At 68.4% G+C, this 24,344-nt stretch carries 29 protein-coding genes and 2 tRNA genes; 17 read left to right on the top strand and 14 right to left on the bottom strand.

All coding sequences use genetic code 11. The annotated features are described in order from the left end of the window. Window positions 1-46: 46 nt before the first annotated feature. Both BMZ83_RS02570 and BMZ83_RS02565 read right to left on the bottom strand, forming a co-directional pair. Window positions 47-382, bottom strand: coding sequence for a hypothetical protein (locus BMZ83_RS02570; RefSeq protein ID WP_074875278.1), 336 nt, complete (start codon window positions 380-382; stop codon window positions 47-49). Window positions 383-974: 592 nt separating this feature from the next. Continuing rightward, window positions 975-1,049: transfer RNA gene (locus BMZ83_RS02565), tRNA-Arg, on the bottom strand. Between the two features lie 198 nt (window positions 1,050-1,247). Between BMZ83_RS02565 and BMZ83_RS02560 the strand changes: the two genes are divergently transcribed. Both BMZ83_RS02560 and BMZ83_RS02555 read left to right on the top strand, forming a co-directional pair. Next, on the top strand, window positions 1,248-1,856 hold the full coding sequence (locus tag BMZ83_RS02560; protein WP_074875276.1) for an RAD55 family ATPase: 609 nt from the start codon (window positions 1,248-1,250) through the stop codon (window positions 1,854-1,856). A gap of 38 nt (window positions 1,857-1,894) precedes the next feature. Next, window positions 1,895-2,323, top strand: a complete 429-nt coding sequence (locus tag BMZ83_RS02555; protein ID WP_074875274.1) for a CoA-binding protein — start codon at window positions 1,895-1,897, stop codon at window positions 2,321-2,323. A 5-nt stretch (window positions 2,324-2,328) separates the two neighbouring features. On the opposite strand, the gene BMZ83_RS02550 is transcribed toward BMZ83_RS02555, so the two are convergent. Next, a complete protein-coding gene (locus BMZ83_RS02550) occupies window positions 2,329-3,702 on the bottom strand; it encodes a phosphohexomutase domain-containing protein (RefSeq protein WP_074875272.1) in 1,374 nt (457 codons plus the stop codon). Between the two features lie 93 nt (window positions 3,703-3,795). On the opposite strand from BMZ83_RS02550, the gene BMZ83_RS02545 reads away from it, so the two are divergent. The 3 genes from BMZ83_RS02545 to BMZ83_RS02535 all read left to right on the top strand — a co-directional run bounded on the left by BMZ83_RS02545 (window position 3,796) and on the right by BMZ83_RS02535 (window position 5,252). Beyond that, a complete protein-coding gene (locus BMZ83_RS02545) occupies window positions 3,796-4,086 on the top strand; it encodes an acylphosphatase (RefSeq protein ID WP_074875270.1) in 291 nt (96 codons plus the stop codon). 72 nt (window positions 4,087-4,158) lie between these two features. Continuing rightward, entirely contained in the window at window positions 4,159-4,887 is a 729-nt protein-coding gene (locus BMZ83_RS02540) for a fumarylacetoacetate hydrolase family protein (protein WP_074875268.1), read from the top strand. Then, window positions 4,884-5,252 carry an antibiotic biosynthesis monooxygenase gene (locus tag BMZ83_RS02535; RefSeq protein WP_241729519.1) on the top strand — a complete coding sequence of 123 codons (369 nt, stop codon included), beginning with the start codon at window positions 4,884-4,886 and terminating at the stop codon, window positions 5,250-5,252. The genes BMZ83_RS02540 and BMZ83_RS02535 overlap by 4 nt, the downstream gene beginning before the upstream one ends. A gap of 27 nt (window positions 5,253-5,279) precedes the next feature. Here BMZ83_RS02535 and BMZ83_RS02530 read toward each other — a convergent pair whose 3' ends face one another. After that, complete coding sequence (locus tag BMZ83_RS02530; RefSeq protein WP_074875266.1) at window positions 5,280-5,501, bottom strand: hypothetical protein; 222 nt, start codon at window positions 5,499-5,501, stop codon at window positions 5,280-5,282. Between the two features lie 139 nt (window positions 5,502-5,640). On the opposite strand from BMZ83_RS02530, the gene BMZ83_RS02525 reads away from it, so the two are divergent. After that, window positions 5,641-6,255, top strand: a complete 615-nt coding sequence (locus BMZ83_RS02525; RefSeq protein ID WP_074875264.1) for a hypothetical protein — start codon at window positions 5,641-5,643, stop codon at window positions 6,253-6,255. Window positions 6,256-6,407: 152 nt separating this feature from the next. Here the strand turns inward: BMZ83_RS02525 and BMZ83_RS02520 are convergent, their stop codons facing one another. The 3 genes from BMZ83_RS02520 to BMZ83_RS02510 all read right to left on the bottom strand — a co-directional run bounded on the left by BMZ83_RS02520 (window position 6,408) and on the right by BMZ83_RS02510 (window position 9,664). Further along, window positions 6,408-8,282 carry a carbon starvation CstA family protein gene (locus BMZ83_RS02520; RefSeq protein WP_074875262.1) on the bottom strand — a complete coding sequence of 625 codons (1,875 nt, stop codon included), beginning with the start codon at window positions 8,280-8,282 and terminating at the stop codon, window positions 6,408-6,410. A 111-nt stretch (window positions 8,283-8,393) separates the two neighbouring features. Further along, complete coding sequence (locus tag BMZ83_RS02515) at window positions 8,394-9,368, bottom strand: ArsA family ATPase (RefSeq protein ID WP_074875260.1); 975 nt, start codon at window positions 9,366-9,368, stop codon at window positions 8,394-8,396. Beyond that, window positions 9,368-9,664: a hypothetical protein gene (locus tag BMZ83_RS02510; protein ID WP_074875258.1), complete on the bottom strand. Its 297-nt coding sequence runs from the start codon at window positions 9,662-9,664 to the stop codon at window positions 9,368-9,370. The genes BMZ83_RS02515 and BMZ83_RS02510 overlap by 1 nt, the downstream gene beginning before the upstream one ends. 133 nt (window positions 9,665-9,797) lie before the next feature. Between BMZ83_RS02510 and BMZ83_RS02505 the strand changes: the two genes are divergently transcribed. Then, window positions 9,798-11,051, top strand: a complete 1,254-nt coding sequence (locus BMZ83_RS02505) for a CobW family GTP-binding protein (RefSeq protein ID WP_074875256.1) — start codon at window positions 9,798-9,800, stop codon at window positions 11,049-11,051. A gap of 2 nt (window positions 11,052-11,053) precedes the next feature. Here BMZ83_RS02505 and BMZ83_RS02500 read toward each other — a convergent pair whose 3' ends face one another. Next, entirely contained in the window at window positions 11,054-11,290 is a 237-nt protein-coding gene (locus BMZ83_RS02500) for a hypothetical protein (RefSeq protein WP_074875254.1), read from the bottom strand. Window positions 11,291-11,370: 80 nt separating this feature from the next. Between BMZ83_RS02500 and BMZ83_RS02495 the strand changes: the two genes are divergently transcribed. The 6 genes from BMZ83_RS02495 (at window position 11,371) to BMZ83_RS02470 (ending at window position 15,920) form a co-directional block, all read left to right on the top strand. Further along, entirely contained in the window at window positions 11,371-11,601 is a 231-nt protein-coding gene (locus BMZ83_RS02495; RefSeq protein WP_074875252.1) for a hypothetical protein, read from the top strand. A 77-nt stretch (window positions 11,602-11,678) separates the two neighbouring features. After that, the gene (gene ddh / locus BMZ83_RS02490; protein ID WP_074875250.1) at window positions 11,679-12,605 is read left to right on the top strand and encodes a D-2-hydroxyacid dehydrogenase; all 927 of its coding nucleotides are present in this window, start codon (window positions 11,679-11,681) and stop codon (window positions 12,603-12,605) included. 48 nt (window positions 12,606-12,653) lie between these two features. Then, complete coding sequence (locus tag BMZ83_RS02485; protein ID WP_074875248.1) at window positions 12,654-12,950, top strand: DUF5798 family protein; 297 nt, start codon at window positions 12,654-12,656, stop codon at window positions 12,948-12,950. Window positions 12,951-13,017: 67 nt separating this feature from the next. Then, window positions 13,018-13,998, top strand: a complete 981-nt coding sequence (locus BMZ83_RS02480; protein WP_074875246.1) for a PLP-dependent cysteine synthase family protein — start codon at window positions 13,018-13,020, stop codon at window positions 13,996-13,998. Between the two features lie 44 nt (window positions 13,999-14,042). Beyond that, window positions 14,043-14,486, top strand: a complete 444-nt coding sequence (locus BMZ83_RS02475; protein WP_074875244.1) for a DUF7124 domain-containing protein — start codon at window positions 14,043-14,045, stop codon at window positions 14,484-14,486. A gap of 69 nt (window positions 14,487-14,555) precedes the next feature. Further along, entirely contained in the window at window positions 14,556-15,920 is a 1,365-nt protein-coding gene (locus BMZ83_RS02470; RefSeq protein ID WP_074875241.1) for a geranylgeranyl reductase family protein, read from the top strand. Window positions 15,921-16,113: 193 nt separating this feature from the next. Here BMZ83_RS02470 and BMZ83_RS02465 read toward each other — a convergent pair whose 3' ends face one another. Then, window positions 16,114-17,397 carry an amidohydrolase gene (locus tag BMZ83_RS02465; RefSeq protein WP_074875239.1) on the bottom strand — a complete coding sequence of 428 codons (1,284 nt, stop codon included), beginning with the start codon at window positions 17,395-17,397 and terminating at the stop codon, window positions 16,114-16,116. 118 nt (window positions 17,398-17,515) lie between these two features. Here BMZ83_RS02465 and BMZ83_RS02460 point away from each other — a divergent pair, with 118 nt between their 5' ends. Continuing rightward, window positions 17,516-19,063: a Na+/H+ antiporter NhaC family protein gene (locus BMZ83_RS02460; RefSeq protein WP_074875237.1), complete on the top strand. Its 1,548-nt coding sequence runs from the start codon at window positions 17,516-17,518 to the stop codon at window positions 19,061-19,063. Beyond that, complete coding sequence (locus BMZ83_RS02455) at window positions 19,060-19,299, top strand: DUF7513 family protein (RefSeq protein ID WP_074875235.1); 240 nt, start codon at window positions 19,060-19,062, stop codon at window positions 19,297-19,299. Before BMZ83_RS02460 ends, BMZ83_RS02455 begins: the two co-directional genes overlap by 4 nt. A gap of 58 nt (window positions 19,300-19,357) precedes the next feature. Here BMZ83_RS02455 and BMZ83_RS02450 read toward each other — a convergent pair whose 3' ends face one another. Beyond that, window positions 19,358-19,684: an uS10/mL48 family ribosomal protein gene (locus tag BMZ83_RS02450; RefSeq protein ID WP_074875233.1), complete on the bottom strand. Its 327-nt coding sequence runs from the start codon at window positions 19,682-19,684 to the stop codon at window positions 19,358-19,360. A gap of 119 nt (window positions 19,685-19,803) precedes the next feature. Here BMZ83_RS02450 and BMZ83_RS02445 point away from each other — a divergent pair, with 119 nt between their 5' ends. Together BMZ83_RS02445 and BMZ83_RS02440 are read left to right on the top strand one after the other, a co-directional pair. Then, window positions 19,804-20,262, top strand: a complete 459-nt coding sequence (locus BMZ83_RS02445; RefSeq protein WP_074875231.1) for a bis(5'-nucleosyl)-tetraphosphatase — start codon at window positions 19,804-19,806, stop codon at window positions 20,260-20,262. Window positions 20,263-20,265: 3 nt separating this feature from the next. Continuing rightward, entirely contained in the window at window positions 20,266-21,306 is a 1,041-nt protein-coding gene (locus BMZ83_RS02440; RefSeq protein WP_074875229.1) for a DUF5787 family protein, read from the top strand. Window positions 21,307-21,459: 153 nt separating this feature from the next. On the opposite strand, the gene BMZ83_RS02435 is transcribed toward BMZ83_RS02440, so the two are convergent. From BMZ83_RS02435 to BMZ83_RS02420, 4 genes are all read right to left on the bottom strand, one after another. Then, window positions 21,460-21,879, bottom strand: a complete 420-nt coding sequence (locus BMZ83_RS02435; protein ID WP_074875227.1) for a CBS domain-containing protein — start codon at window positions 21,877-21,879, stop codon at window positions 21,460-21,462. Between the two features lie 197 nt (window positions 21,880-22,076). Beyond that, a tRNA-Gly gene (locus BMZ83_RS02430) sits at window positions 22,077-22,147 on the bottom strand. A 66-nt stretch (window positions 22,148-22,213) separates the two neighbouring features. Continuing rightward, window positions 22,214-23,239 (bottom strand): NAD(P)/FAD-dependent oxidoreductase, encoded by a 1,026-nt coding sequence (locus tag BMZ83_RS02425; protein ID WP_074875225.1) that lies wholly within the window; start codon window positions 23,237-23,239, stop codon window positions 22,214-22,216. Between the two features lie 73 nt (window positions 23,240-23,312). After that, window positions 23,313-24,287 carry an MBL fold metallo-hydrolase gene (locus BMZ83_RS02420; RefSeq protein WP_074875223.1) on the bottom strand — a complete coding sequence of 325 codons (975 nt, stop codon included), beginning with the start codon at window positions 24,285-24,287 and terminating at the stop codon, window positions 23,313-23,315. Window positions 24,288-24,344 lie beyond the last annotated feature (57 nt).

Below are 24,344 nucleotides of genomic sequence, written 5' to 3'. Positions count from 1 at the left end.
GACCTGAATTGGATCGCGTGCGTTCGATGGTTGCTGTCTGTTCGGCCTACTCATCTTCTCGCCCCCGCGCGAATTTCACGAACCTGACGATTGTTTTCATGTGACTATCGACTGTCGATTCGGCGAGTGTGTCGACTTCGCTGGCTGCATCGGTTCGTCGCCAGGACCGGTACTTGTCTGGATCGTGTGATGCCAGCTCGCTGATGGTGTTGATCCCCTGGTCGTCGCAGTAGTCCACGAGGTATGCGAGTCGTCGCTTCTCGAGGTCGACTGTGGTCTGTTTGAGACCGCAGTCGTTCTTTCGGTGATCGAGGTACTTCCTGACTGCTTCTCGGACCGTTGTGCCGGACTCGAAGGCGTTGAGCCGTTTCTGTTCATTCATTGTTGTTTCCCTCCTGATCTTCGTAGCGTGAGTAGCAACTCACGACCCCGGATGCCCGCTCAAACCGGGCGCTGCTGTCGTGGGTTGCGACCACTCGTTCTGTGCGCATCATCGCGATTGAGCTTACGTCAGTCAGACTGACTTAAGGGTTAGGTCAAATTTTCTGATAAGAATTCGGAAGAAGTGTAGATTATATCGAATAGAGCGGCCGTATTCGCCGAATTAGTTGATGGCAGCAAATCACGCTCTTATTTCTTGGAATATGATACGTCTCACACAGAGTGAGCACATCTCACTGCGCGTTAGACGGACTCGAGGTTTGTCGCACGCTCAGTGAAGTCACCGCACGCTGCGTGCGACTAACGAACTTAGCTGAAGCCAGATGTTCTCGCGCGCGCCCCACGGAACTGTACTGAGAGTCGGATCGATTCGCAAAGATTTAACACGATTCTAAACGTTTGGTATCCTGCGAACCGCATGACGGCGTCGACCCGCATCACGAAACATGATGAAATCTTCCGCGGTAAGCGGGGGGGGCGTTTTATAAATAACCCGCCGCTGTCTGTGGAATCCTAAGCATCATGAAAACGGATGGGCGCTGCAGGATTTGAACCCGCGGCAGCTTGGTCCGAAGCCAAGTACTCTGTCCAGGCTGAGCTAAGCGCCCCGTACCCTCTCATACTGTCGACCCACAAATAAGTGACTCGGTTCCGTCCGGGGGTTCCGGGCGCCGTCGGCGTCGACGCCCCCGCGGTAATCACAAAGAATAATAACGCGTCAGGGCATTTTCCAACTATCCGATGAATCCCGGGCAGGTCGTGTATCACGTGATCGGAGCCGCCAGCCCCCCCTGCTCCATCGCGTGATGTACGACCTCCATCCCCATCTCGACGCGGAGGTCCAGCCCGGGTCGAACATCCTCCTCACGGGCCCGCCGCTGGCCGGGAAACGCGCACGGTGTCTCGACCTCCTCGCCGCCGGCACCGAGCAGGGCGAGGGCTCGATCATCGTCACCACCAAAGACAGCGCCGACCGCATGCTGGAGCAGTTCGCCGAGCGCACGAGCTACGAGAGCCGGCCCGTGGCCGTCGTCGACTGCGTCACCAAACAGCAGGGTGACGACGTTCCCGAACGCGACCGAGTGAAGTACGCCTCCTCGCCGGTGGACATGACCGGCATCGGGATCCAGCTCTCGGAGTTCCTGCAGGCGTTCTACAAGGACCGGAACATCGAGCGCAACCGCGTGATGCTCCACTCGCTGACGACGCTGCTGATGTACTCGGACCTCCAGACCGTGTTCCGCTTCCTCCACGTGTTCACCGGTCGCGTCCAGAGCGTCGACGGCCTCGGGCTCTACTGCATCGACGAGACGGCCCACGATCAGCAGACGCTCAACACGCTCAAACAACTGTTCGACGGCGTCGTCGAACTCCAGGAGCACGCCGACCCGATCGTCCACCTCGCGGACGCCTGAGCCGACCCCTTTTGCCGGTGGCAGTCCAACCGCCACCGATGCCCATCACCGACGACGACAGCCTGCGCGCCCTGCTCGACGCCGACACCATCGCGGTCGTCGGCTGCTCGACCACCGAGGGGAAAGCCGCCCACGAGATCCCGAAGTACCTGCAGGAACACGGCTACCGGATCGTTCCGATCAACCCCTTCGCCGACGAGATCCTGGGCGAGACCGCGTACGACTCGCTCGCCGACGTCGAGGAGGAGATCGACCTCGTCGACGTGTTCCGGCCCAGCGAGGAGACCCCGGAGATCGTCGAGAACGTGATCGACCGCCACGAATCCCGCGGCGACGCCGGCACGGTCTGGCTCCAACTCGGCATCGCGAACGACGAGGCCGCCGACCTGGCCGAGAACGCGGGACTGGACTACGTACAGGACCGCTGCACCAAGGTCGAACACGACCGACTGGTCGCCTCGGTGTAGGCCGCCTACTCCGATTCCGCGATCGCGTCCTCGACGACCGTCTTCGCGGCTTCCGACAGCGTCTCCACGTCCTCGCTCTCCGCGTAGATCCGGAGGTACGGCTCCGTCCCGCTCGGCCGCACGAGCACCCACGACGCGTCCGGGAGCTCCAGCCGGACGCCGTACTCGTCGTCGACGCTCGCCTCCGGGAACCGGTCGGGCAGCGTCTCGGCCAGGCGCGCCATCGCGTCGACCTTCGCGTCGTCGTCGCAGGGGACGCTCACCTTCCGGTACGGTCGCTCGGGGATCGGTTCACGGCGCTCAGCGAGCGGCACGTCGGCGACGAGGCGGGCCAGCACGGCCGCCGAGGCGACGCCGTCGATCCAGCCGCCGAAGCGCGTGTGGACGTGCTTCCAGGGCTCGGCGGCGAAGGCCACGTCGGCGCCGCCCGCGCGGGCGTCGGCGATGCCGTCGTGGAGGTAGCCCAGCGCGACGCGTTCGACGCGGCCGCCGGCGGCGCGCACGCGCTCGTCGATGCGCGCGGAGGCGTTCGGCGTCGTCACGACCGTCGGATCCTCCGAGCTCGCGGCGGCGACGTACTCCTCGGCGAGCATCGCGAGCACGGTGTCCTCGTGGACCACCTCGCCGTCGCCCGTGAGCACGACGATCCGGTCGGCGTCGCCGTCGTGGGCGATGCCGAGGTCGAACTCCCCGTCTTGGAGGAAGCGGATGCAGTCGCCCAGCGTCCCCTCGGTGGGCTTGCTCCCGCGGCCTGGGAAGTGGCCGTCGACGTTGCCGTTGAGCGTGACGACCTCCGCGCCGAGTTCGCGGAGCACCTGCGGCGTCGCCAGCGACGCCATCCCGTTGCCGCAGTCGACGACCACCCGGAGCCCGTCGAGGTCGGCGCCGAACTGCCGGGCGTAGGCGACGACTGCGTCGCGGTAGTCGTCGAGTACCTCGGCCCGTTCGCGGGTGCCCCACGCGTCCCACTGCGTTGGCTCGGTGCCGCCCTCGATCCGGCCCTCGATGCGGGCCTCGGCCTCGCCGCTGTACTCCACGCCGTCGTCGAACAGCTTGATCCCGTTGTCCTCGGGCGGGTTGTGCGAGGCGGTGAGGGCGACGCCGTAGCGACCCTGACTCGCGTACGCAAGCGCGGGGGTCGGCGCCTGGCCGATCTCGACCACGTCAGCGCCGGCCGAGGCGAGCCCCGAGGCCATCGCGTCGACGAGCGCCTGCCCCGTCTCGCGGCCGTCGCGGGCGACCGCGAACTCGACCGACTCGTCGTCACCAGCCTGTTCCAGCGCGTCGGCCGCTGCCGCCTGCCCCACCTGGAGGGCCAGCGACGGCGTCACCCGTTCCCGAGCGTCGCCGCGGATCCCCGCCGTTCCGAACAGTTCCATGGTCGACGAGTCGGCGTGGGGCTACTTTGCCTGCCCGGTTCGCGAGCGCCACGCGACACCGGAGTTAAGTGTCGCTCAGCCGATCTACCGGGCATGAGCGATGCTGACCACGTCCGGGTACACGTCCACGTCAGCGGGAACGTACAGGGCGTCGGCTACCGGGCCAACACCGAGGAGACTGCCACGCGACGCGGGGTGAGTGGATGGGTTCGCAACCTGGCGGACGGCCGGGTCGAGGCGGTGTTCGAGGGCGACCCCCGGTCCGTCGAGTCGATGATCGGCTGGTGTCACACCGGCAGCCCGCGGGCGACCGTCGACGGCGTCGAGGTGGCATACGAGGAGCCCCAGGGCGTCGACGGGTTCGACGTGCGCTGGTCCGGGTGACCGCCGCCGGCTCCCCAGCCACGCTCGCCGCAGTCGGAACGACTTAGCCACGGGCGGGCGACGCACACGGTGATGCGACACGCACGCTTCCGGGATCCGAGTGGCGCGGTACGGCGCGGCGAGTGGCACGGCGACGCGGTCAGCTTCGCCGGCGACGAGTACGACCTCGACGAGGTCGACCTGCTCGCGCCCAGCGAGCCGAGCAAGGTGGTCTGTGTCGGGCGCAACTACGTCGCCCACGCCGAGGAACACGACGCCGACGTGCCGGACCGCCCGCTCCTGTTCCTGAAGGGCCCGAACACCGTTGCCGGCCACGGCGACACCGTGACGCTCCCGGCCGGCAAGGAGCGCGTCGAGTGGGAGGCCGAACTCGGCGTCGTCATCGGTGAGCAGGCCAAACACGTCGATGCCGACGAGGCGATGGAGTACGTCGCGGGCTACACCTGCGTCGACGACGTGTCGAACCGCGACGACCAGCGCAGCGAGTCCCAGTGGGTCCGCGGGAAGGCGTTCGACGGCGCCGCCCCGATCGGCCCCTGCGTCGCCGACCCCGAGCACGTCCCGGCGGACGCGACGATCCAGACCCGCGTCAACGGCGAGGTCGAACAGGACGCCACCATCGACCAGCTGGTGTTCGACGTGCCGGCCCTGATCGAGGAGGCGACCCAGTACATGACGCTCGAACCGGGCGACGTGATCGCCACCGGCACGCCGGAGGGCGTCGGCCCCTTCGAGGACGGCGACCGCGTCGAGATCGAGATCGAGGGCGTGGGCACCCTCGAACACGAGGTCACTCGGTGAGCGGGGATGCCGATCCGGCGGGCGGCCCGACCGCGGACGGGGGCGGCGCGATCGTCCGGGTCTGGCACGGCTGGACGGACCCCGAGGACGCCGACGAGTACGAGCGGTTCCTCGTCGACCCCGACGACGGACTGCTGGAGAACCTCTCGGGCGACGGCTACCGCGGCTACGACCTGCTGCGCAGGGAGGCCGGCGACGAGGTCGAGTTCGTCACCCAGATCCGGTTTGCGAACTACGACGCCGTCGCCGCGTTCGCGGGCGAGAACTACGGGCGGGCGCACGTGCCCGAGGAAGCCCGCGAGCTACTCGCTCGCTGGGACGCGGAAGCGACACATTACGACCACCGGGCGAGCGAGCGCCGCTGAGGCGGCGTCGACGACCGGCTCCGAGAACTACTTGCCGTACGTCAGCCGCTTCACGGCGGCGTTCAACCGCGCGGTGACGTTGCCCATCCACGCGACCGGCGACACCCGGCGGATCGACGACTCGTCGACCTCGATGCGCTCGTCGCCGAACGGGTCACGTGTCGGCCCGTCGCTGTTGGCGTCGACGGCGTCGACGACGGTGGTCATCGAACAGCGCCCGCAAGCCTCCGTCGGCTGTTCGTCGCTCATGAACGTGTGTTACAGTTCCACAGTGATAGGTTTGCCGCCGGCGGCCACGCGACGGGCTTTTGAGCCGCCGTGTGCCACAGTCGTGCATGACTCTCCGAACCGCCACGGGTGACCGCGACTGGGTCGTCGGGGGGCGCCGATGACCGAGGCCGACGCGCGCGACCCGGAGGAGCTCCCCGCGGAGATCCGCGAGGAGGTGCCGACGTGGGACGACGAGTACTTCGATCGGGTGGGCGACCGCCTGATGTTCAGCTACGACCTCGAACGGAACCACCGCGTCAGGGGGGAGTCGTTCGACCTCTACGGCGAGTTCCGGGTGCGCACCCAGAAGCAGTTCTTCCACCCCGCGCTGAGCTACGCCGACCACGACCGCGCGGAGTACCTGTTCGCCCGTCGGACCGCCCGCCCGGCCGTCGCCGACCTCGAGTCGCTGGTCGAGTTGGGCCACGACCTGGCAGACGACTGGATCGTCCCCAGCGAGGAACACTTCGGGACGGAGTTCACGTTCGTCGTCGTCGCCGACGAGCTCACCGACCCGGTCCGGGAGTTCGTCGAGGGGTTCCGCGAGCGGGAACTGCTCGCCTACGGCTACTACGGCCACTACGAGATCAACCTCGTCGTCGTCGCCCCCGACACCGAGACCGTGATCGCGAGCACCGAGGCCGACACCGCCGAGGCGTTCGCGCTCTGGGGCGACGTCGACCGCCCGAGCGAGAGCTTCCTCTCGCGGTTCGCCAAACGCTTCTGGACGTAGCTGTCGCTCGGGCGTTCCGGCGGAGGGAAGGTAATGGGGACCGTGACGGTCCGACCGCCCGGTGCGGCCGACCGGTGTCGCAGCGTCCGTCGCGGCCGACACTTCGCCACGACGGTCAGCGTGCGCGGCGTTCGCCGGGGTGACGACGACGGTCAGTCGTCGCCCGGTTCCGGCGTCATACCGCTGCCGCCGCGGACGTTGCTGATGTTGTCGTAGCCGATCTTGACCAGCGAGAGCGCCAGGTAGATCAGTACCAGCGCCAACACGATCCGGACCGACGCCGAGATCTGGGCACCGAGCCCGCTCGCGCCGCCCATGATCAGCTGGTCGTACAGCTGCTCCTTGAACGCGACCCACGAGAGGCCGAGCACCGTGATCGTCACCATCAGCGCCATCGGGACGCCAGTGCTGATCAGCTGCTTGGACTCGTCCCAGTTGGCGAGCCAGACTGTCGCGGTCAGCAGCGCGAGCGCCGCGAGCAGCTGGTTCGCGCCGCCGAACAGCGTCCACAGCGTCGCCCACTCGCCCGAGATGACCAGCACGTATCCGAGGCCACACTGGATGAGCGGGTTGGTGTAGCGGCCGCGAGCGATCGAGGCGGGGTCGGCGGACAGCCCGGTGTCGGTCCCGCTACCGGGCGTGCCGATGATCTCTTCCATCATGTACCGGCCGAGTCGGGCGGCCGTGTCCGTCGACGTGAGCAGGAAGCTCACGAGGACGAGCGCCATGAACGGCGCGCCGAAGCTCGCGGGGATCCCCAGACTGGTGAGGATGATCCCGCCGCCGCTCGCGAAGTTCGGCAGCGCGCCGCCGATCCCGCCGCCGGCGGCCGCTTGGGCCCCGCCAGCGATCGCGAGCGTCGACAGCGCCACCGCGGCGAGCAGCCCCTCACCGAGCATCCCGCCGTAGCCGATGAGGCGGGCGTCGCTCTCCTTGTTGAGCTGTTTCGCGGTCGTCCCGGAGGAGACCAGCGAGTGGAACCCGCTGATCGTCCCGCAGGCGATGGTCACGAACAGCATCGGGAACAGCGGGAACGGCGAGACCGCGTCGACGCCCAGGAACCCTTCGTAGGCGGCGATGCTGCTGTCTACCACCAGCGGCTCGGACGACGTGCCGAGCAGCGTGCCGGCGATGATCGCGATCAGCGCGCCGCCGACCCCCGCGTACAGGAGGAACGACGACAGGTAGTCACGCGGCTGGAGCAGCGTCCACACCGGGAGCGCGCTCGCGACCGCCGCGTAGATCAGGATCGTCGGCACCCACGCCGCAACGTTCGGCGTGAGGATGGCGCTCGACTCCAGCACCGCACCCGGGAGCCAGGCCCCGTTGCCGAGGAACCCCAGCAGGATGATCGTCCCGTCGGGGTAGGCCCCGGCTTCGACGGCCGGGAACAGCGCGATCGGGTTGTTGATACCGAACCAGACGCCCGCGAACACGCCCGCGACGAACACGATCGTCCCGGGGATGAACGGGCCGTCGAGCTGGTAGAGGTAGACGCCGAACACCACCGCCAGCGCGATGTACACGAAGCTCGCGGTCGCCGCCGACGGGAACGCGTTCAGCACGATCCCCACGACGAGCGCGAACACGGCGACGACCAGGATGATGGTGAGGAACGCGAACCACAGCAGCAGGTTCTTGCCCCGTTCACCCACGTACTCGCCGATGATGTAGCCGATCGACTTCCCCTCGTGCCGCATCGACCCCGACAGCGAGACGAAGTCGTGGACCGCGCCCATCAGGGGGTTCCCGATGGCCACCCACGCGAGGGCGGGCACCCAGCCCCAGATGGCGCCGGCCGTGATCGGGCCGACGATCGGCGCGCCGCCCGCGATGCTCGAGAAGTGGTGCCCGAGCAGCACTGGTTTCTTCGATGGAACGTACTCCTGCCCGTCTTCGTACTTGTGGGCCGGTGTCTCACGCGAGTCGTCGAGGTCGACGAACCGCGAGAGGTACTTCGAGTACCCGACGTACCCGACCGAGAACGTGATCAACACCGCCGCCACGATCCAAATTACCTGAGTCATTGTGTCACGTACCTTCGTGATAGAGATTGGTGTGCAGGACTTAAGCGTTGGCCAATCGTTACGCCAGCTCCGACCGCTGTTAAAAGGGCACGGCCCCTCAACGGTCGCGAATCACACGAACGTCGGTTCCTCGACGCCGACCGGCACGTCGAGTTCGGCGGCCACCTCGGCCAACAGGTCCCCCCGGATCTCCCGGGTTCGGGTCTCGATCTCCGCCAGGATCGGCGGGTCCAGCGACCCCCGGACCTGATCCAGTCGGTCCGTCTCCGTCTCGATCCGGTCGCGGAGGTAGCGCGCCCCGCGGCCGTTCTCGTCGTCGTCGGGCGCGGGGGTGAGCTTGTTCGCGATCAGGCCGTCGACGCCGAGCCCCTCGGCGTCCATGTCGTCGATGGCCCGGGTGGTCTCGTTGACAGAGAGCTGATCGGGGTTCAACACGAGGAAGAAGGCGGCGTCGTTCCGGAGTGCGCCGCCCGCGAACTCGAAGAACTCCTTGCGGTCCTGCAGGCGTTCGAGGACGGGATCGCCGTCCATCACGCGCCGCGGCTCGTTGTTGCCGATGGCGGCTTTCTCGAACAGGTCGATGCTCTGGCGGCGCTTGTACATCAGGCGGTCGACCCAGTCCTCGAGGAACTCCGGGAGCCCGAGCAGGCGCAGCGTCGACCCCGTGGGCGCGGTGTCGAACACGACGCGGTCGTAGGGGTCGCTCTGCCTCATCACCTCCACGAACCGATCGAACAGCGCCGACTCGTAGGCCCCCGGCGTCTGGTGTGCCATCTCCAACTGCTTGTTGATCTCGTTGACCATCGACGCCGACACCTGGTCCGAGAGCCGGTTCCGGATGTCGTCGAGGTGGGCGGTCACCTCCTCGTCGGGGTCGATCTCCAGCGCGTCGAGGCCGTCGACGCCGTCCACGGGCTCCGAGGTGTCGCCGAACTGCTGGTCGAACACGTCCGAGACGGAGTGCGCGGGGTCGGTCGAGACCACCAGCGTGTCCACGCCCGCGTCGGCGCACTTGCGGGCGTACGCACACGAGACGGTCGTCTTGCCGACGCCGCCCTTCCCGCCGAAGAAGACGAACGGCTCCATCAGAAGTGGTACTGCTGGCCCTTGCGTTCGATCATCGTGTTCCGGTCCCAGAGCCGTCGCTCCCACGCCTTGAACTCGTCCTCGATGTAGGGGAGGATTTCGGCGGTGTAGTACGACACCGGCGAAGGGATGCCGAAGGCGTCGGGGAAGCAGGCGAGCATGAACGCGTCCTCCAAGTCCTCGGCCTCCTTCTCGATCTTCTCGTAGGCCGGGTGGCTGATCATCCCGTGGTAGAGCCCCCTGAGCCACTCCTCCAGGGTGTCGAGGTAGGCGTCGATCCGTTCGGAGAGATCCATCGTCTCTGGTGGTAGGGGTTCGCGCGGTAAAAGCTGTCGTAGCCGCGGTGGCCAGTTCGGCGCCGCGTCGACGCTGTGGGCGGCGCCGGCCGCTGCCGAGGGGTTGAAAGGCGAGTGGCACCCACCCACACGCATGAGCGATCGCATCCCGGTCACGGTGCTCTCGGGGAGCCTCGGCGCCGGGAAGACCACGCTGCTGAACCACCTGTTGACAAACGCCGGCGACCGCGACATCGCCGTCCTCGTCAACGACATGGGCGACGTGAACGTCGACGCCGAACTCGTCGCCGAGGGGTCGGAGACCGACGTCGCCGGCGGCGTCGAGGAGCTCTCGAACGGCTGCATCTGCTGTGAACTGCAGGACGACCTCGAGACCGCCGTCGTCCGCCTCGCCCGCGACCGCGAGTTCGACCACCTGGTCGTGGAGTCCTCGGGCATCTCCGAGCCCGCGCCGGTCGCGCGGCTGTTCACCACCGAGTCCGCCGCGGCCGCGCGCTACCGCGTGAACGGGCTGGTGACCGTCGTCGACGCCCGGCTGTTCGTCGACACGTTCGGCGGCAAGGGGACGCCCGAGCGCACGGCCGCCGAGGAGGACGACCGCCCGCTGTCGGACCTCCTCGTCGAACAGATCGAGGTGTCGAACGCGGTCGTGCTCAACAAGGCCGACCTCTGTACCGACGACGAACTCGACGAGGCCGAGGCGCTAGTCGCGGCGCTCCAGCCGGACGCCGACACCGTGCGCACGTCGTTCTCGGCGGTCGATCCTGCCTGGCTGCTCGACGAGGAGCGGTTCGAGGAGCACGAGGTCAGTGACCTCCCGGGCTGGAAGCGAGCGCTGGACGACGCGGAGCACGGCGAGGATGACCACGAACACGACGGGGATCACGAACCCGCCGACGCCCGCCACGGCCACCGCCACCCGGACGAGGTGTACGGCGTCTCCTCGTTCACCTACCGGCGTCGACGCCCGTTCCACCCCGAGCGGATCGCCGCGGTGCTCCGTGACCTGCCCGCGGGCGTGGTGCGCTCGAAGGGGACGGTCTGGGTCGCGGGCAACGACCTCCGCCAGACAGTCGGGCAGGCGGGGTCGTCCGTGCGCGTGGAGGCACGCGGCCCGTGGATCGCGTCGCTCCCCGAGATCGAGCAGGACCTCTACCGGTCGAACCGACCGAACCTGGAGTGGGACGACGAGCACGGCGACCGGCGCACGGAGTACGTCGTCATCGGGACGGAGTTCGACGAGGGCGCGCTCCGGCAGCGCCTCGACGACGCGCTGGTCACGGACGAGGAGTGGGACCGACTCGACGATCTCCCCGCGGGGCCCTTCCCGACGGAGAACGAAGCCGAGACCGCCCTGCGGGAGCCGACGCCCGCGCCGGCCGAGTAGCCTCAGCAGGCACAGCCGTCGGCGTGGGAGCGCTCGAAGCGCATCGCCGACCCGCAGTCCGGACACTCCGGCGTCCCTTCGTCGTCGCGGTCCAGCCCCTCGGGCTCCACGTCGACGTCCCGAACCCGCACGTCGCAGTCGTCACACCAGTACGCGCCGGTCGATTTCGACTCCGGTTCCGTGCTCGGCGACGCCGACTCGGTCGTCAACGCGTCCTGAATCGTGCTAACGATACCCATAGTGGACGTATCGGCTCGACCGACTTAGCACTCCCGCCGGCGACCAACAGCTAAGTGCCCCGGTCCCGGGGTTACCGGGTATGAGCGACGACGACGGCCCGACGGGTCGGGACGGGTTCGAGACGGCGACGGAGCGCTCCGCGGGGAACCCGTGGGTGGTCCACGGGCTGAACCTGATACTGTCGACGCTGTTCGCGGTCACGATCGTCTGGGGGCTCGACTTCGTCGGGAGCGTCTCGTTCACGCTCGTCAACGTGGCGACGGCAGCGGTCGTCATCTTCACCGCCGCGTACCTGATGTCGGTCCGGTAGTCGACGAGCGTCGCCAACACCGGCGGTCGTGCGTGGATCCGACACACTGTAGAGGCCGTGCCCGAAACCCCCCGCCCATGGTGACACGAATCGGCATCCACGCCTCCATCGAGGCGCTGTTCCCGCCGGAAGTGCTCCGGGACCGACTCGCAGCCGTCGATCCCGAGGTGGTCGTGGTCGACACCGACGAGGTCGACGCCGTCGACGCGCTGGTGACGTTCGCGTACGAGGACGCCTTCCTCGACGCCGGCCTCGACTGGATCCACTCCGTCCAGGCCGGCATCGACCGGTTCCCGCTCGAGGAGTTCGAGGCGGCAGGGATCAACCTGACCAACAGCACCGGCACCCACGGCGACAGCGTCGGCGAGACCGTCGCGGGCTACATGCTGGCGTTCGCCCGCCGGCTCCACGAGTTCCGGAGCAAGCAGGAGCGGAAGGAGTGGGCGTGGGCCGAGTGGGACGCGCCGTTCACGCTCTCGGGGAGTTCCCTCTGTGTTGTCGGATTGGGCACCCTCGGCCGCGGGATCGCCGCCCGCGCGGACGCGCTGGGCATGGACGTGACGGGGGTCAAACGGACGCCGACGCCGGTGGACCACGTCGACACGGTCCACCCGAGTTCGGAGCTCCACGAGGCGATCGGGGGCGCGAAGTTCGTCGCGCTGGCCGTCCCGCTAACCGACGAGACCGAGGGGCTGATCGGCGCCGAGGAGTTGGCGCGGATGCGTGCGGACGCCGTGCTCGTGAACGTCGCCCGGGGCGGCGTCGTCGACCAGTCCGCGCTCGCCGACGCGCTCAGGGCGGACGATCTCGGCGGCGCCGCGCTCGACGTGTTCGAGACCGAGCCGCTGCCCGCGGACTCGCCGCTCTGGGACATGGACGACGTGATCGTGACGCCCCACAGCGCGGCCGCTCACCGCGAGTACCCCGACCGCATGGCCGCGCTGGTCCGGGAGAACCTCCGGCGCATCGACGACGGCGAACGGCTGGCGAACGGGGTCGTCTGAGTTCGAGCCACCGGAAGCGACACAAGCCTCCGCCCCTACCCCTCGAGTATGGTCGGACTCGGAAGCACCGCACAGAAGCTGCAGACCGTCGCGGAGAAGGCCGAGAAGGTGTACGAGCGGATGAACAAGCTCCGCGAGGAGGTCGAGGAGACTCAACAGACCGTCGACGAGACCAAGGAGCGCGTCGGCACCGTCGAGGACGAACTGGCCGAACAGCGCGCCGTCCTCGACGCCATCGCCGCGGAGTACGACATCGACGTCGACGCCGTCGCCGCCGAGGCCCACATCAGCGAGGCCGAGGACGAGCCGGCACCCAACGAGGACACGGCGACCACCGACGACTGAGCGGCACGGGTCGCTGACCGCCCTCGGAGATGGTAAACTACACAACGGTTACCCTCCACGTCCCCGTATGACCACTCATCGGGAACCTCTGGACTCGGTTCTCGACACCATCGGCGAGACGCCGCTGGTCCGCGTCCACGACAGCCCCGACGCCGTCCCCGTCTACGCGAAACTGGAGTCGTTCAACCCCGGCGCCAGCATCAAGGACCGCATCGGGAAGTACATGCTCGAAGGGATGCTGGAGCAGGGCGACGTCGACCCCGGCGGCACGATCATCGAACCCACGGCGGGCAACACGGGCATCGGCATCGCGGTCGCCGCCCGCCAGCTCGACCTCGACGCGGTGTTCGTCGTCCCCGAACGGTTCTCCGTCGAGAAACAGACGCTGATGCGCGCGCTGGGCGCCGAAGTGATCAACACGCCCAGCGAGGACGGGATGCCCCGTGCGATCGAGCGCGCCCACGAACTCGCGGACGAACTGGACAACGCCGCGGTCCCCCAGCAGTTCTCGAACCCGCTCAACGCCGAGGCCCACTACGAGACCACCGCGCCGGAGGTCTACGACGCGCTCGACGGCGAGGTCGGCGCGCTCGTCGCCGGCTGTGGGACGGCGGGCACCCTGATGGGACTCGCGCGCTACGGGCGCGAACAGCACGCGAATACCCACGTCGCCGCCGTCGAGCCCGAGGGGTCGCTCTACGGCACCCTCCTCGGCGAGGAGCGGGAGGAAAGCGAGTACAAGACCGAGGGGATCGGTACCCACGACACGTCGACCAACGAGCTGTTCGAGCCGGAACTCGTCGACGAGGTCCACGCCGTCCCGGACGAGGAGTCCCACGCGGAGGTCCAGCGCCTCGCCGCCGAGGAGAGCCACCTCGTGGCCTCCAGCTCCGGCGCGAACGCGGTGGCGGCGAAGCGGGTGGCCCGACGGATCGCCGACGGCGAGATCGACGCACCCTACGACGCGGTGGTGACGGTGTTCGCCGACTCCAGCGAGCGCTACCTCTCGAAGGGGATCTACGGCGACTACGAGGAGTGGGAGGGGTAGTCTCCCACCCAGTCGTTTTCACGCGTGCGATTGATTCACGAGCTATGGACAGCGACGACGCCACCGGCGAGATGACGCTCGCGTTCTCGCTGTCGGCCCTCGGCCGGCTCGCCGACCCAGCGGCGGCGTTCGGTGACGCGGAAACCTGGTGTCGACACATCGGTGTCGTCGACAATGACCGCGAGGGGCTCGAGGCGGCCGTCGCCGACCACGACCTCCGGCAGGAGTTCGATCTGGCCGACGACGAGGACATCTGGCTCGCTATGGAGCGGATCCGGGCATCGACGGCGACGCCGCGGCACGTCTACGTCGGCGCGACCGCGGCGGACCGCCGCGTGGCGATCCAACTGGGCTGGGAGTTCGTCCACGTCACTGACGCCGCCGAGAAGGCGGGATGGCGCCTCGACGGCGAGGCGTCGACCGACGGACTGTTCGCGGGGTTCCGAGAGCGCGTCGCGACGTGGCTCTCCGAGATCGGCGACGACTGACCGAGCACGCGCGACCGCCCCCACCTTCGTGATAAAGAGTTTTGCACCCTCCCACCCGAGGGTTGGCAAATGAGTACACACGAGTACGACATCGTCGTCGTCGGTTCCGGCACGTCCGGCTGCTACGCGGCGGCGACGGCCGCCCGCGAGGGGCTCGACGTGGCGGTCGTCGAGCGCAAGAGCGAGGCGGAGGCGGGCCACATCGCCTGCGGCGACGCGCTGAAGGGTGCGGACTCGTTCCCCGACGCGATCCCGAAGTCGAAGATCGAGTCCTCCTTCACCAACACCGCGGTCGACCACGGGCGCTTCGAGATCCCCTCCGAGGACACGGTGCTCGACATCCCCGTCCCGGGCGAACTCGCGGTCATCGACCGCTGGGAGTACGGCCGCAAGATCATCGACGGCGCCGACGAGGCCGGCGCCGAGTTCCACTACGACACGGTCGTCAACGACGTGATCCAGGAGAACGGCCGCGTCGAGGGCGTCCGCGGCAAGCGCGAGGGCGAGGTCGAGGAGTTCCGCGCCGGGATCACCGTCGACGCCGCCGGCGCGCTCTCGGTGCTCCAGGACAACACCGACTTCTCGGACGCGACCTTCGACACGAACGTCTCCTACTCCCAGTTCTGCTCGGCCTACCGCGAGATCGTCGAGGTCCCCGAGCCGGTCGAGTGGGACGACGCGCTCGTGTTCAAGCCGACCGACCGCGCCTCCGGCTACCTCTGGTACTTCCCGCGCACGCCGACGACGATCAACGTCGGCCTCGGCTTCCAGATGACCGAGGAGCCGATGAAGCTCGTCCAGGACCTCCGGAACGACCTCCGGAGCCGCCCCGAGTTCGAGGGCGCGGAGGTCGTCGACAAGCTCGGCGCCGCGCTCCCGACCCGGCGACCGTACGACTCCGCGACGGCCCCCGGCCTCGTCGCGGTCGGCGACGCCGCCGGGCTGGTCAACCCCACCACCGGCGGCGGGATCGCCGGCGCAGCCTACTCCGGCCAGTACGCCGCCGAAGAAGCCATCGCGGCCATCTCGAACGGGCGGACGGACGAGGAGCTCTGGCGGTACAACGAGCGGATCATGGACCACTTCGGCGCGCGCTACGCCGCGCTCGACGTGTACAACGTGCTCTCGACGGCCGTCGAGGTGGACGAACTCACGTCGATGCTGGCCTCGCTGCCGGGCGAGCCCATCGCCGAGGCGCTCTACTCCGGTAAGACCTCGATCAGCCCCGGCGTCGCGCTCAAGACCGTTCGCGGCGCGATCGGCCACCTCGGCCAGCTCTGGGAGATCTACCAAGTCCGGAACCTCGCCGAGGAACTGCTTGCCCACTACGAGAGCTACCCGGATCGCCCGTCGGCGCTCCCGCGCTGGCAGGACCAGCGCGACTCGATCATGGAGCGCGTCTACGAGCAGACCGGCGCCGATCCGAAGTACTAGAACTCGACCGTTTGCTACTCGACCTTTTGCTGCGGGCCCCGGAGGGCCCTTGCAAAAGCTCGACCAAAAGCCTGCGTCGACCCCTCCGAGAGAGCTCCGCTCTCTCGTGTTCCCGCTCGGTACCCTCGCGGGAACTCCGGGGTCTCCTTGGCCCACTCACTCCCTCCGGTCGTTCGTGGGGAGTGCCGATCTATCAGTCCGCCTGCTCGCCGAGTGCCTCGATCGCCCCCGCCAGCGTCTTCACACCGATACGGAGCGATTCCTCGTCGACGTCGAACGTCGACGTGTGGTGGCCGCCGGGGTGATCGGTGCCGAGGCCGACGTAGCAGGCGTTCCCGCCGTTCTCCTGCACGCGGTTCATCAGGAAGGTCGCGTCCTCGCTGCCGCCGAGGTCGTCGTGGTCCATGATCGAGTCGACGCCCTCGACGCCCTCGGCCACGTCGGCGACGACCGCGGCGAGTTCCTCGTCGCTCTCGGCGGAGGGCGCGCGGGAGTTCCGGGTGCGCTCCGCGTCCACGTCGTGCATGTCGGCGGCGGCGTCGACGACTCGGCCCGTCTCCTCCCACATGTACTCCATCAGTTCGGTGGTCTGGCCGCGAACCTCACACTCCATCCGGGCCTCCTCGGCGATGATGTTCGAGGCCGTTCCGCCGTCGACGACGCCGGCGTTCACTCGGGTCGGCCCGTCGGCGTGGCGCGGGACGGCGTACATGCCGGTGATGGCTTCGGCCATCGCCTGGATCGCGTTGTCGCCCTCCTCGGGGTGGGCGCCGGCGTGGGCCGGCGTGCCCGTGAACTCGGCTTCGAACCCGGAGACGGCGAGGAAGCCGCCGACGCCGGCGACGATCTCGCCGGTCGGGTGGTCGAGCCCGATGTGGACCGCGTAGAGGGAGTCCACGTCGTCCAAGTGGCCCGAGCGGGACATCGGGCCGCCGCCGGCGACGCGCTCCTCCGCGGGCTGGAAGAACACCTTCAGCGTGCCCGAGAAGTCGCTGTGTCGCACCGCGTCGAGCACGCCCAACCCGACGGTCGCGTGGGCGTCGTGCCCGCAGGCGTGCATGTACCCCTCGTTCTCCGAACGGAACCCCTCGGCCGCGGGGACGTGGTCCGCGTCGTCGGACTCGGGGATCGGGAGGCCGTCGATGTCGACCCGGAGGCCGATCGTCGGTCCCTCGCCCCGTTCGACGACCGCGACGACGCCGGTGTTGCCGCCGTCGAGACGGTCGACGAGGTCGGCGTCGGCGCCCGCTTCCTCGGCGCGCGCCTTCCACTCGTCGCGGGTAGCCTGGTCGGGGAGGGACATCCGCGGCTCGTCGTCGTCTTCGAGCGCGTCCGGGCCGACGTGGAGTTCGTCCACGTCGCGAGCCCGGAGTTCCTCGACGATGCGCGCGGTGGTGTAGAACTCACACCACGCCGGCTCGGGATGGCGGTGGAGATCTCGGCGGAGTTCGGTCAGCGCGTCGGCGTCTACGGTCACGCCGGATCGGTCGGCCGGCAGGCGCTTAAACCCCGGCGTGGCGGCAGCGAGTGCCCCGTGGACGAGGGGGATCGCTGTGACGTATGATTTATTCCAGCCCGTGCCGCCACCATAGTGTATGGAAGAGGAGCCAACGATCGACGCAGAGCGAGGTCGGAGCCTCGAGTTCCACGGTGGGCCAGCGATCAGCGCCATCCCGATCGGAGTGTTCATCGTCTGGGCCGTGTTCCAGTCCGGCGTGCTGGGCATCGGCGACACCTCGGGGCTCGTCGTCGGGATGCTGGTCGGCCTCATCGCGGGGCTCCCCTTCGTCCGGGGCGACTGGAAGGCGTACGCGGACGCCATCTTCGAGGGGATGACCCAGAAGGTGGCGGCGACGGCCGCCGTCGCGTGGCTCTGGGCGGGGATGTTCGCGAACACCATCCAGGCCGGCGGCTTCGTCGACGGGCTGGTCTGGGCCGCGAACGCCGCCGAGGTCGGGGCGACGCTGTTCCCGGCAGTGACGTTCCTGCTCGCGGGGGTGCTCGCGACCGGGATCGGAACGGGGTACGGGACGACCATCGCCTTCGTGACGCTCGTATTCCCGGCGGGGCTCCTGCTCGGGACGAACCCGATCCTCCTGTTCGGGGCGATCCTCTCCGGCGCCGTGTTCGGGGACAACCTCGCACCGGTCTCCGACACGACCATCGTGAGCGCGGTGACACAGAACGCCGACATCGGCGGCGTGGTCGCCTCGCGCGTGAAGTACGCCGTCGCCGCCGCGGTACCGGCGTTTTTCGCCTTCCTGATCGCCGGGACGACGATGGCGACGACCGCTCCGGCCACCGGGTCGGGCGTGACTGCGGGCGCCGCGTGGGGGCTGCTCCACCTGATCCCGGTCGCGATCGTCATCGGCACGGCCATCCGGGGTCGCCACATCGTCGAGGCGGTCTCGTGGGGGCTGGCCACCGCGTTCGTGCTCAACGTCCTGCTCGGCTACTTCGACCTGGTCGAGGTGGGAGTCAGCGACGTGCTCGTGTTCATGGCGCCGGAGAGCTCCGGGCTCGCAGCCACCTTCGACACGGCGCCGCTGATCGGGGCGGTCGTCGAGACAGTCCCGGCTGGTGAGGCCGGGATCGGCGGCAGCCTCTACAACGGTGCGGTGGGCTTCTTCCCGCTGATCGTCCTCACGCTGCTGATCGTCGCCGGCGCACAGATCATGCGCCGGGGCGGCGGGTTCGAGGCGCTCCAGAACTGGCTGCTCGAGCGGGTCGCGACGACGGTCCGGCGCGCGGAGGTGACGATGGTGCTCGGGACCGCGATGGTCAACGCGATGGTCACCATCAACACCGCCGCCGAGATCGCGATCGCGCCGTACGTCCGGACGCTCGGCCGGCGGTTCAACATCAACGGCTACCGCCGGGCCAACATCCTCGACGCCAACACCTCCGCGCTGGGCTACATCTTCCCGTGGGGCGGCGGCGTGCTCGCTGGCTACTCCGCGATGCAGACGCTCCCCGACGAGTACGCGTGGTTCACGGCCGACATGATCGTCAACCCGGCCGCGGTGTTCCCGTACGTGTTCCACGGCTGGTTCCTCGTGGCAGTGTTCCTGTTCGCGGCGGTGACCGGGTTCGGTCGCGAGTACGTTAGCGACCGCGAGAGCGAGGAGGTGAGTCGCGTATGAGCCGACTCGACGCGTTCTTGGCGGGGCTCGAGTTCCGAACGGCGACGCCGCAGTACCAACCGGGCGACGAACTCCCCGTAATCGTCACGGGTCGCGACGGCGACGACGCGCTGGTTCGGATCGGGGATACGCGACTCCGCCTGCCGGACACGGACGTGGCCGTCGACGAGGAGGTACGCATCCGCGTGACGGCGTTCGACGCCGACAGGTCGACTGGCGAAGCCGAGCTCGTCTGAGTCGGCGTCGGCGTTTTTCCGGGGGAGAAGGAGACTGCTCGATCGGAGAGACGATCCGTCAGCGGTAGGCCTGACTCGCGCGGCGCTCCACGTCGACTTCGACCCGGATCGAGTCCGGCAGGTCGGTCGCGACGACCTCGCGGGCGATGTGGTCGGAGCCGTGGATCTCCAGCCAGCGCGTGTAGACGGTGTAGTTCCAGGGGTCGCACTGCTCGCCCGGCTGACAGCGGCTGAACAGCGGGACGGTGTGGTGTTCGGGCTGTTCCTGGTGGGGGCCTTTGCACTCGGCGCCCTTGCGCTCGACGCGGTCTTTGAGCCCCGTGACGGTGTCGTCGAGGACGGCCCGGTCCCCGCTCCGGAACGTCAGCGTCGTGACGAAGGTCATACTCGGAGGTTGGGTTCGAGCGTGAAAAGCGCATCTACCGGTGGCTGACAGGACGGATGCTGAACCGGGGTTTTGGCCCACCGAAGCCAATTTAAGAGCACGACGCGTACCGAGACCTAATGACGGTCGAAGCGACGTCTGCCGGAGCCATCCTCTTCCGCGACACCCGCGGCGAACGGGAGTACCTGCTCCTGAAGAGCCGACCCGGGGACTGGGAGTTCCCCAAGGGCGGGGTCGAGGGGGAAGAGGAGCTCCAACAGACCGCGATCAGAGAAGTGACGGAGGAAGCCGGCATCGAGGACTTCAGACTCATCGACGGCTTTCGCAGGGAGTACAACTACGTGTTCGAGGCCAACGGGAACACGATCCACAAGACGGTCCACCTGTTCATCGCCCGGTCGTTCGAGGCCAGCGCCGAACTCTCGGCCGAACACCGCGACATGCAGTGGCGGGACTACGATCAGGCCCTCAACACGATCACGCAGGACGGCCCCCGCGACATCCTCGAGGAGGCCCACGAGTACCTCGACGACGTGAAGGAGGCCGAGGGCGAGGGATACGTCGGTACGCCGGCGTAAGCGGTGCCGACCCCCACCGTCGGTTCGGAGTTCAGCTTCGAGCTGTTGGTCTGTCGCTGGGCCGAACTCGACTGGCGCCCCACCGAGGCGGGTGGCGGCGACGCCAGCGGCGCTTCCGCCGACGGGACGCCGGTGATCGTCTCGCGCCAACTCGGCACCCAGCGGCGCCGCTGGGACACCATCGTGATCGAGTGCGACCCGGCGGGGTTCGCCGCCCGTCGATCGTTCGGCGACCGCGCGATCGACGGCGACCTGCTCCCGATCGTCCGCCACGCCCCCGCTGAGTGGGCCTACTACCGGGACGCGCTCCCGGACCCGGGCTACCCCTGGCGCTACGTTCGGGAAGCGATCCACCGCGCGGCATCGCGGGGGCTGGTCGACGAGCGCAAGAGCGGCAACCGGATCGAGATCCGCCGGAAGCGTCCTTACCCCGACTGGGTCGAGCGAATCGTCGCCGTCGAGAACAAACCGGACCTGGACGCCAGCGCCGCCGCCGCGCTCTCGGACCAGCTGGAACACGACGTAGAAACCGCGCTGGCCGACGAGGTGTGGCTCGCGACCGGTCGAACCGGCGACCGCGTGGAGCCGGCCCTGTTACGACAGTTCCCGGTCGAGGCGGGGGTGCTGACGTTCGACTTCGGGACGGCCGACGGCGTCGGCGTCGGCGCCGACGCGGCGACGGTCGACTGGCTCCCATCGGAACTCGAGGTCGGGGCGCCGAGCGATCAGTTCGACGCCGAGGAGAAAGCACGGCGCCGGCGTCTGATCGCCGAGCGAGCTTACGGCAAGGGGTGGCGCTCGATCACGGAGACGATGCGGCCGGACTGTCGGAAGTTCGAGGTCGCGCGGGCGGGTCGCGGAGTCGTACCCGTGTGTGGCGCCAAGGGCCGCTGTCAGACGGAGAGCGAGTGCGGCAGTCGCTGTGACTCGTTCGAGCCGGAGCCGCCCCAGTGGCGGACGAAGGGGTGGCCGATCGAGGGCGGACCGGGGCAAGGTGTGCGGACGCTGCTGGAACGTCGGCGCGAACGGGCCCGCGACCGCTAACTGTCGGCGTCGGCCGACTCGGTCCCGCCCCGACTTCAACCGGAAAATCGGCCATGTCGGGGCTGAAGTGGTCGTTCATCGCCTCAAGCACGGTCTCGCCGATCCTCGTTCCCCTTACTCTTCGGTTTCGAACGGGACTCCACCCGGATTGAGTCAGTACTCAGGTCGCTGAGCTCGGATGATGTCTCCGAGCAGCTGTTGCTCGTCGGCGATCAGTTCCGCTATGTCGTCGGCAGTGATGATCCCGACGAGCGAATCACCCTCACAGACGGGGAGCCGTCGGATCCCGTTGTCAGCCATCAGCGTGGCTGCCTCGTAGAACCCGGTATCGGGGTCGACCGTACAGAGATCGGTGGTCATCACGTCCTCGGCGGTTTGCTCGGTCGGCTCAGTTCCCGCCGCGAGGACGCGGACAGTCAGATCTCGGTCAGTGACGATACCGACCGGCGTCTCGTCGGTCGTGATCACGATACTCCCGACGTTCTCCTCGTCCATGGTCGCTGCAAGGTCGGTGACGGGAGTCCCGGGGTCGGCCATGACGGTATCGCTTCGGGCGAGGTCTTCGATTGGCATTGGTTTACACCCACATGGGGGTAGCACCGGAACTCCCAAATGAATTTTCAGAATTCCCACAATATGGGAAGTCGACCGTCGTCCTCAGAAGTCGGGGACTGCCGTGATGAACCTCGAGCGTGTTCAACCACGGATACAGCGTTGTGTTGCTTCACTTCGGAACGGAGAATCCGCTAGCGGACTCAGCACGTGACAGATGCACCGACCGGGATTTGAACCCGGGCCATGAGCTTGGAAGGCTCAGGTCCTGCCACTAGACCATCGGTGCGCACTCGGAGTAACCACACGCAGAAATAAGGGCGTTCCCCTTCGCGTCGACTGCCCCCGGGCGCGATCAGTCGTCGGCTGTCGGCGCTTCGGACTCGTCCCGGCGGCGGGCAGCCTCACGGATCTCCGCCGACACCGCGGGCGTCGACGCCGGGTCCACCGACCCGCCGTCGAGTTCCTCGAGCGACTTGGGGAACTCGCGCAGGTCGTAGTGCAGTCCGATCCCCGCCTTCGCGCCCTCGCCCATCGCGACCGGGATCTGGTTGTGGCCGGGCGTGAGGTCGCCGACCGCCGAGACGCCCTTGACGGAGGTGCGCCCGTGGTCGTCGACGGCGACGGCGCCGCCGTCGGTCCGCTCGACGCCGAGTGCATCCACCAGGTCGGCGTTGTAGTCCGAGCCGTACATGGGGAACCCGCCGCGGTACTCCCGGACCGTCCCGTCCGCGAACTCGAACGACTCCAGCCAGCCGTCCTCGCCGCGGTTCATCCCCGTGATCTCCTCGTCGATCACGTCGATCGGGTGCGCACGGAGCTGGCGGTCGGTCTCCTCGCTCCACTCCGGTTCCTCGCCGCGCAGCAGCACGTCCACCTCGGCGGTGAAGTTGAGCATGATCATCGCGACCTGGGCGGCGCTCTCGGAGTGGCCCATCACGTACACCGACTCGTCGATGAACATGTAGGCGTCACAGTGCAGGCAGTAGTGGAGGCCGCGGCCGGTGCGGGGCAGCGGCGGGTCCGGACGCTGGTCGGAGAACCCCGTCGCGAGCACCACCCGCTCGGCGGTGTAGCTGTCGTCGCCGACGGCGAGTTCGAACCCGCCGACCTCGCCGTCGATGGCCGAGACCATCCCGCGGACGGTGTCGGCGCCGTAGGACTCGATCTGGCGTTTGGCGGTCCGGAGCAGTTCGTTGCCGGAGGTCTCCTCGGTGATGCCGATGACGTTGTGGGTCTCCTGCATCATCGCCGCCCGGCCGCCGCCGCGGTCGATCAGCACCGTGTCGTGGCCGAGTCGGGTCGTGTAGAGTGCGGTCGTCAGTCCCGCCGGGCCGCCGCCGACGACGGCGACCTGGTACTGGGGGTCGGCTTCCGTCATACCCCTACTCCGGACTTCCGACCTAAAAGCACACCACTCGTGGCATCGTTCCCGAACGCGCCGGCGAGGACGCCTATGGATCGGGGAACAGCGCGCCGACGTCCGGCTCGTCGACGGCGAGCCGGTAGTCGGTCGCCTCGCGCTCGACGACGCCGTGTCGCGCGAGGTGGTCGAGGTGGGCGAACGCCTCGCCCGGCCCGTGGAGGATGTGGATCGTGTCCAACTCCCCGAACAGGTGGTGGCTCACGGTCCACACGTCACAGGCGCCGTGGCGGTCGAGGACGTCGACGACGCGTTCGGTCCGCTCGCGGTGGTGGCCGATGATCTCACGCGCGCGCTCGGCGGGCTCCTCGATCGTGTCGCGGTGCCCCGGCAGCGCTCGGTCCCAGTCCCGCTCGACGACTTCGACCAGGCTGTCGACGTACTTCGCCAGCGGCGACTCGACCCGCACGTCGGCGCCGCCGACGTTGGGCGTGTACTTCGGCAGGATGGCGTCGCCGACGAACGCCTGTCGCTCCCCGTCGTCCTCGAACGCGAACGCGGAGAGGCCGGCGGAGTGACCGGGCAGGTGGACCGCTTCGAGTTCGAACCCGTTCACCGCGAACCGGTCGCCGCCGGAGAACGGCGTCACGTCGACGTCCTCGCCGGCGAGTTCGGCGTGGCCCTCGAGGAACGAGAGGAGCTCCTCGCGAGGGCCGTCGGGCAGCTGCCACGCCTCGAACGTCTCCTGCTGGAGCGTTCGGTCCTCGATCAGCGACGCCTCCTCGCCGGAAACGAGCTCCGCGTCCGCCTCGTGGACGTGGACGGTCGCGCCGCCGGCCTGCTGGATCATCCCCGCCAGGCCGGCGTGGTCGTAGTGCCAGTGGGTCAGGAACACGCGGTCGACGTCTTCGGGCGTGACGCCGAACGACGCCAACCCGTCGACGAACTCCCCGCGGGTCGGTTCGGTGGCGACGCCGGCGTCGACGAGTACCGTCTCGTCGCCCTGCAGCAGGTAGACGTTGTTCGCCCCCTCGAAAACGGTGTTCCCGAGTTGAATCCGCTCCATACTCGGAGTGGTCGGGCGCCGCCAAAGAGGGTTCCCACTTCGGTGCGACCCTCGGGA

It is taken from the genome of Halolamina pelagica (genome assembly GCF_900115675.1).
GTDB classification, from domain to species: Archaea; Halobacteriota; Halobacteria; order Halobacteriales; family Haloferacaceae; genus Halolamina; species Halolamina pelagica.
This window is presented reverse-complemented; position numbering and strand designations above follow the sequence as displayed.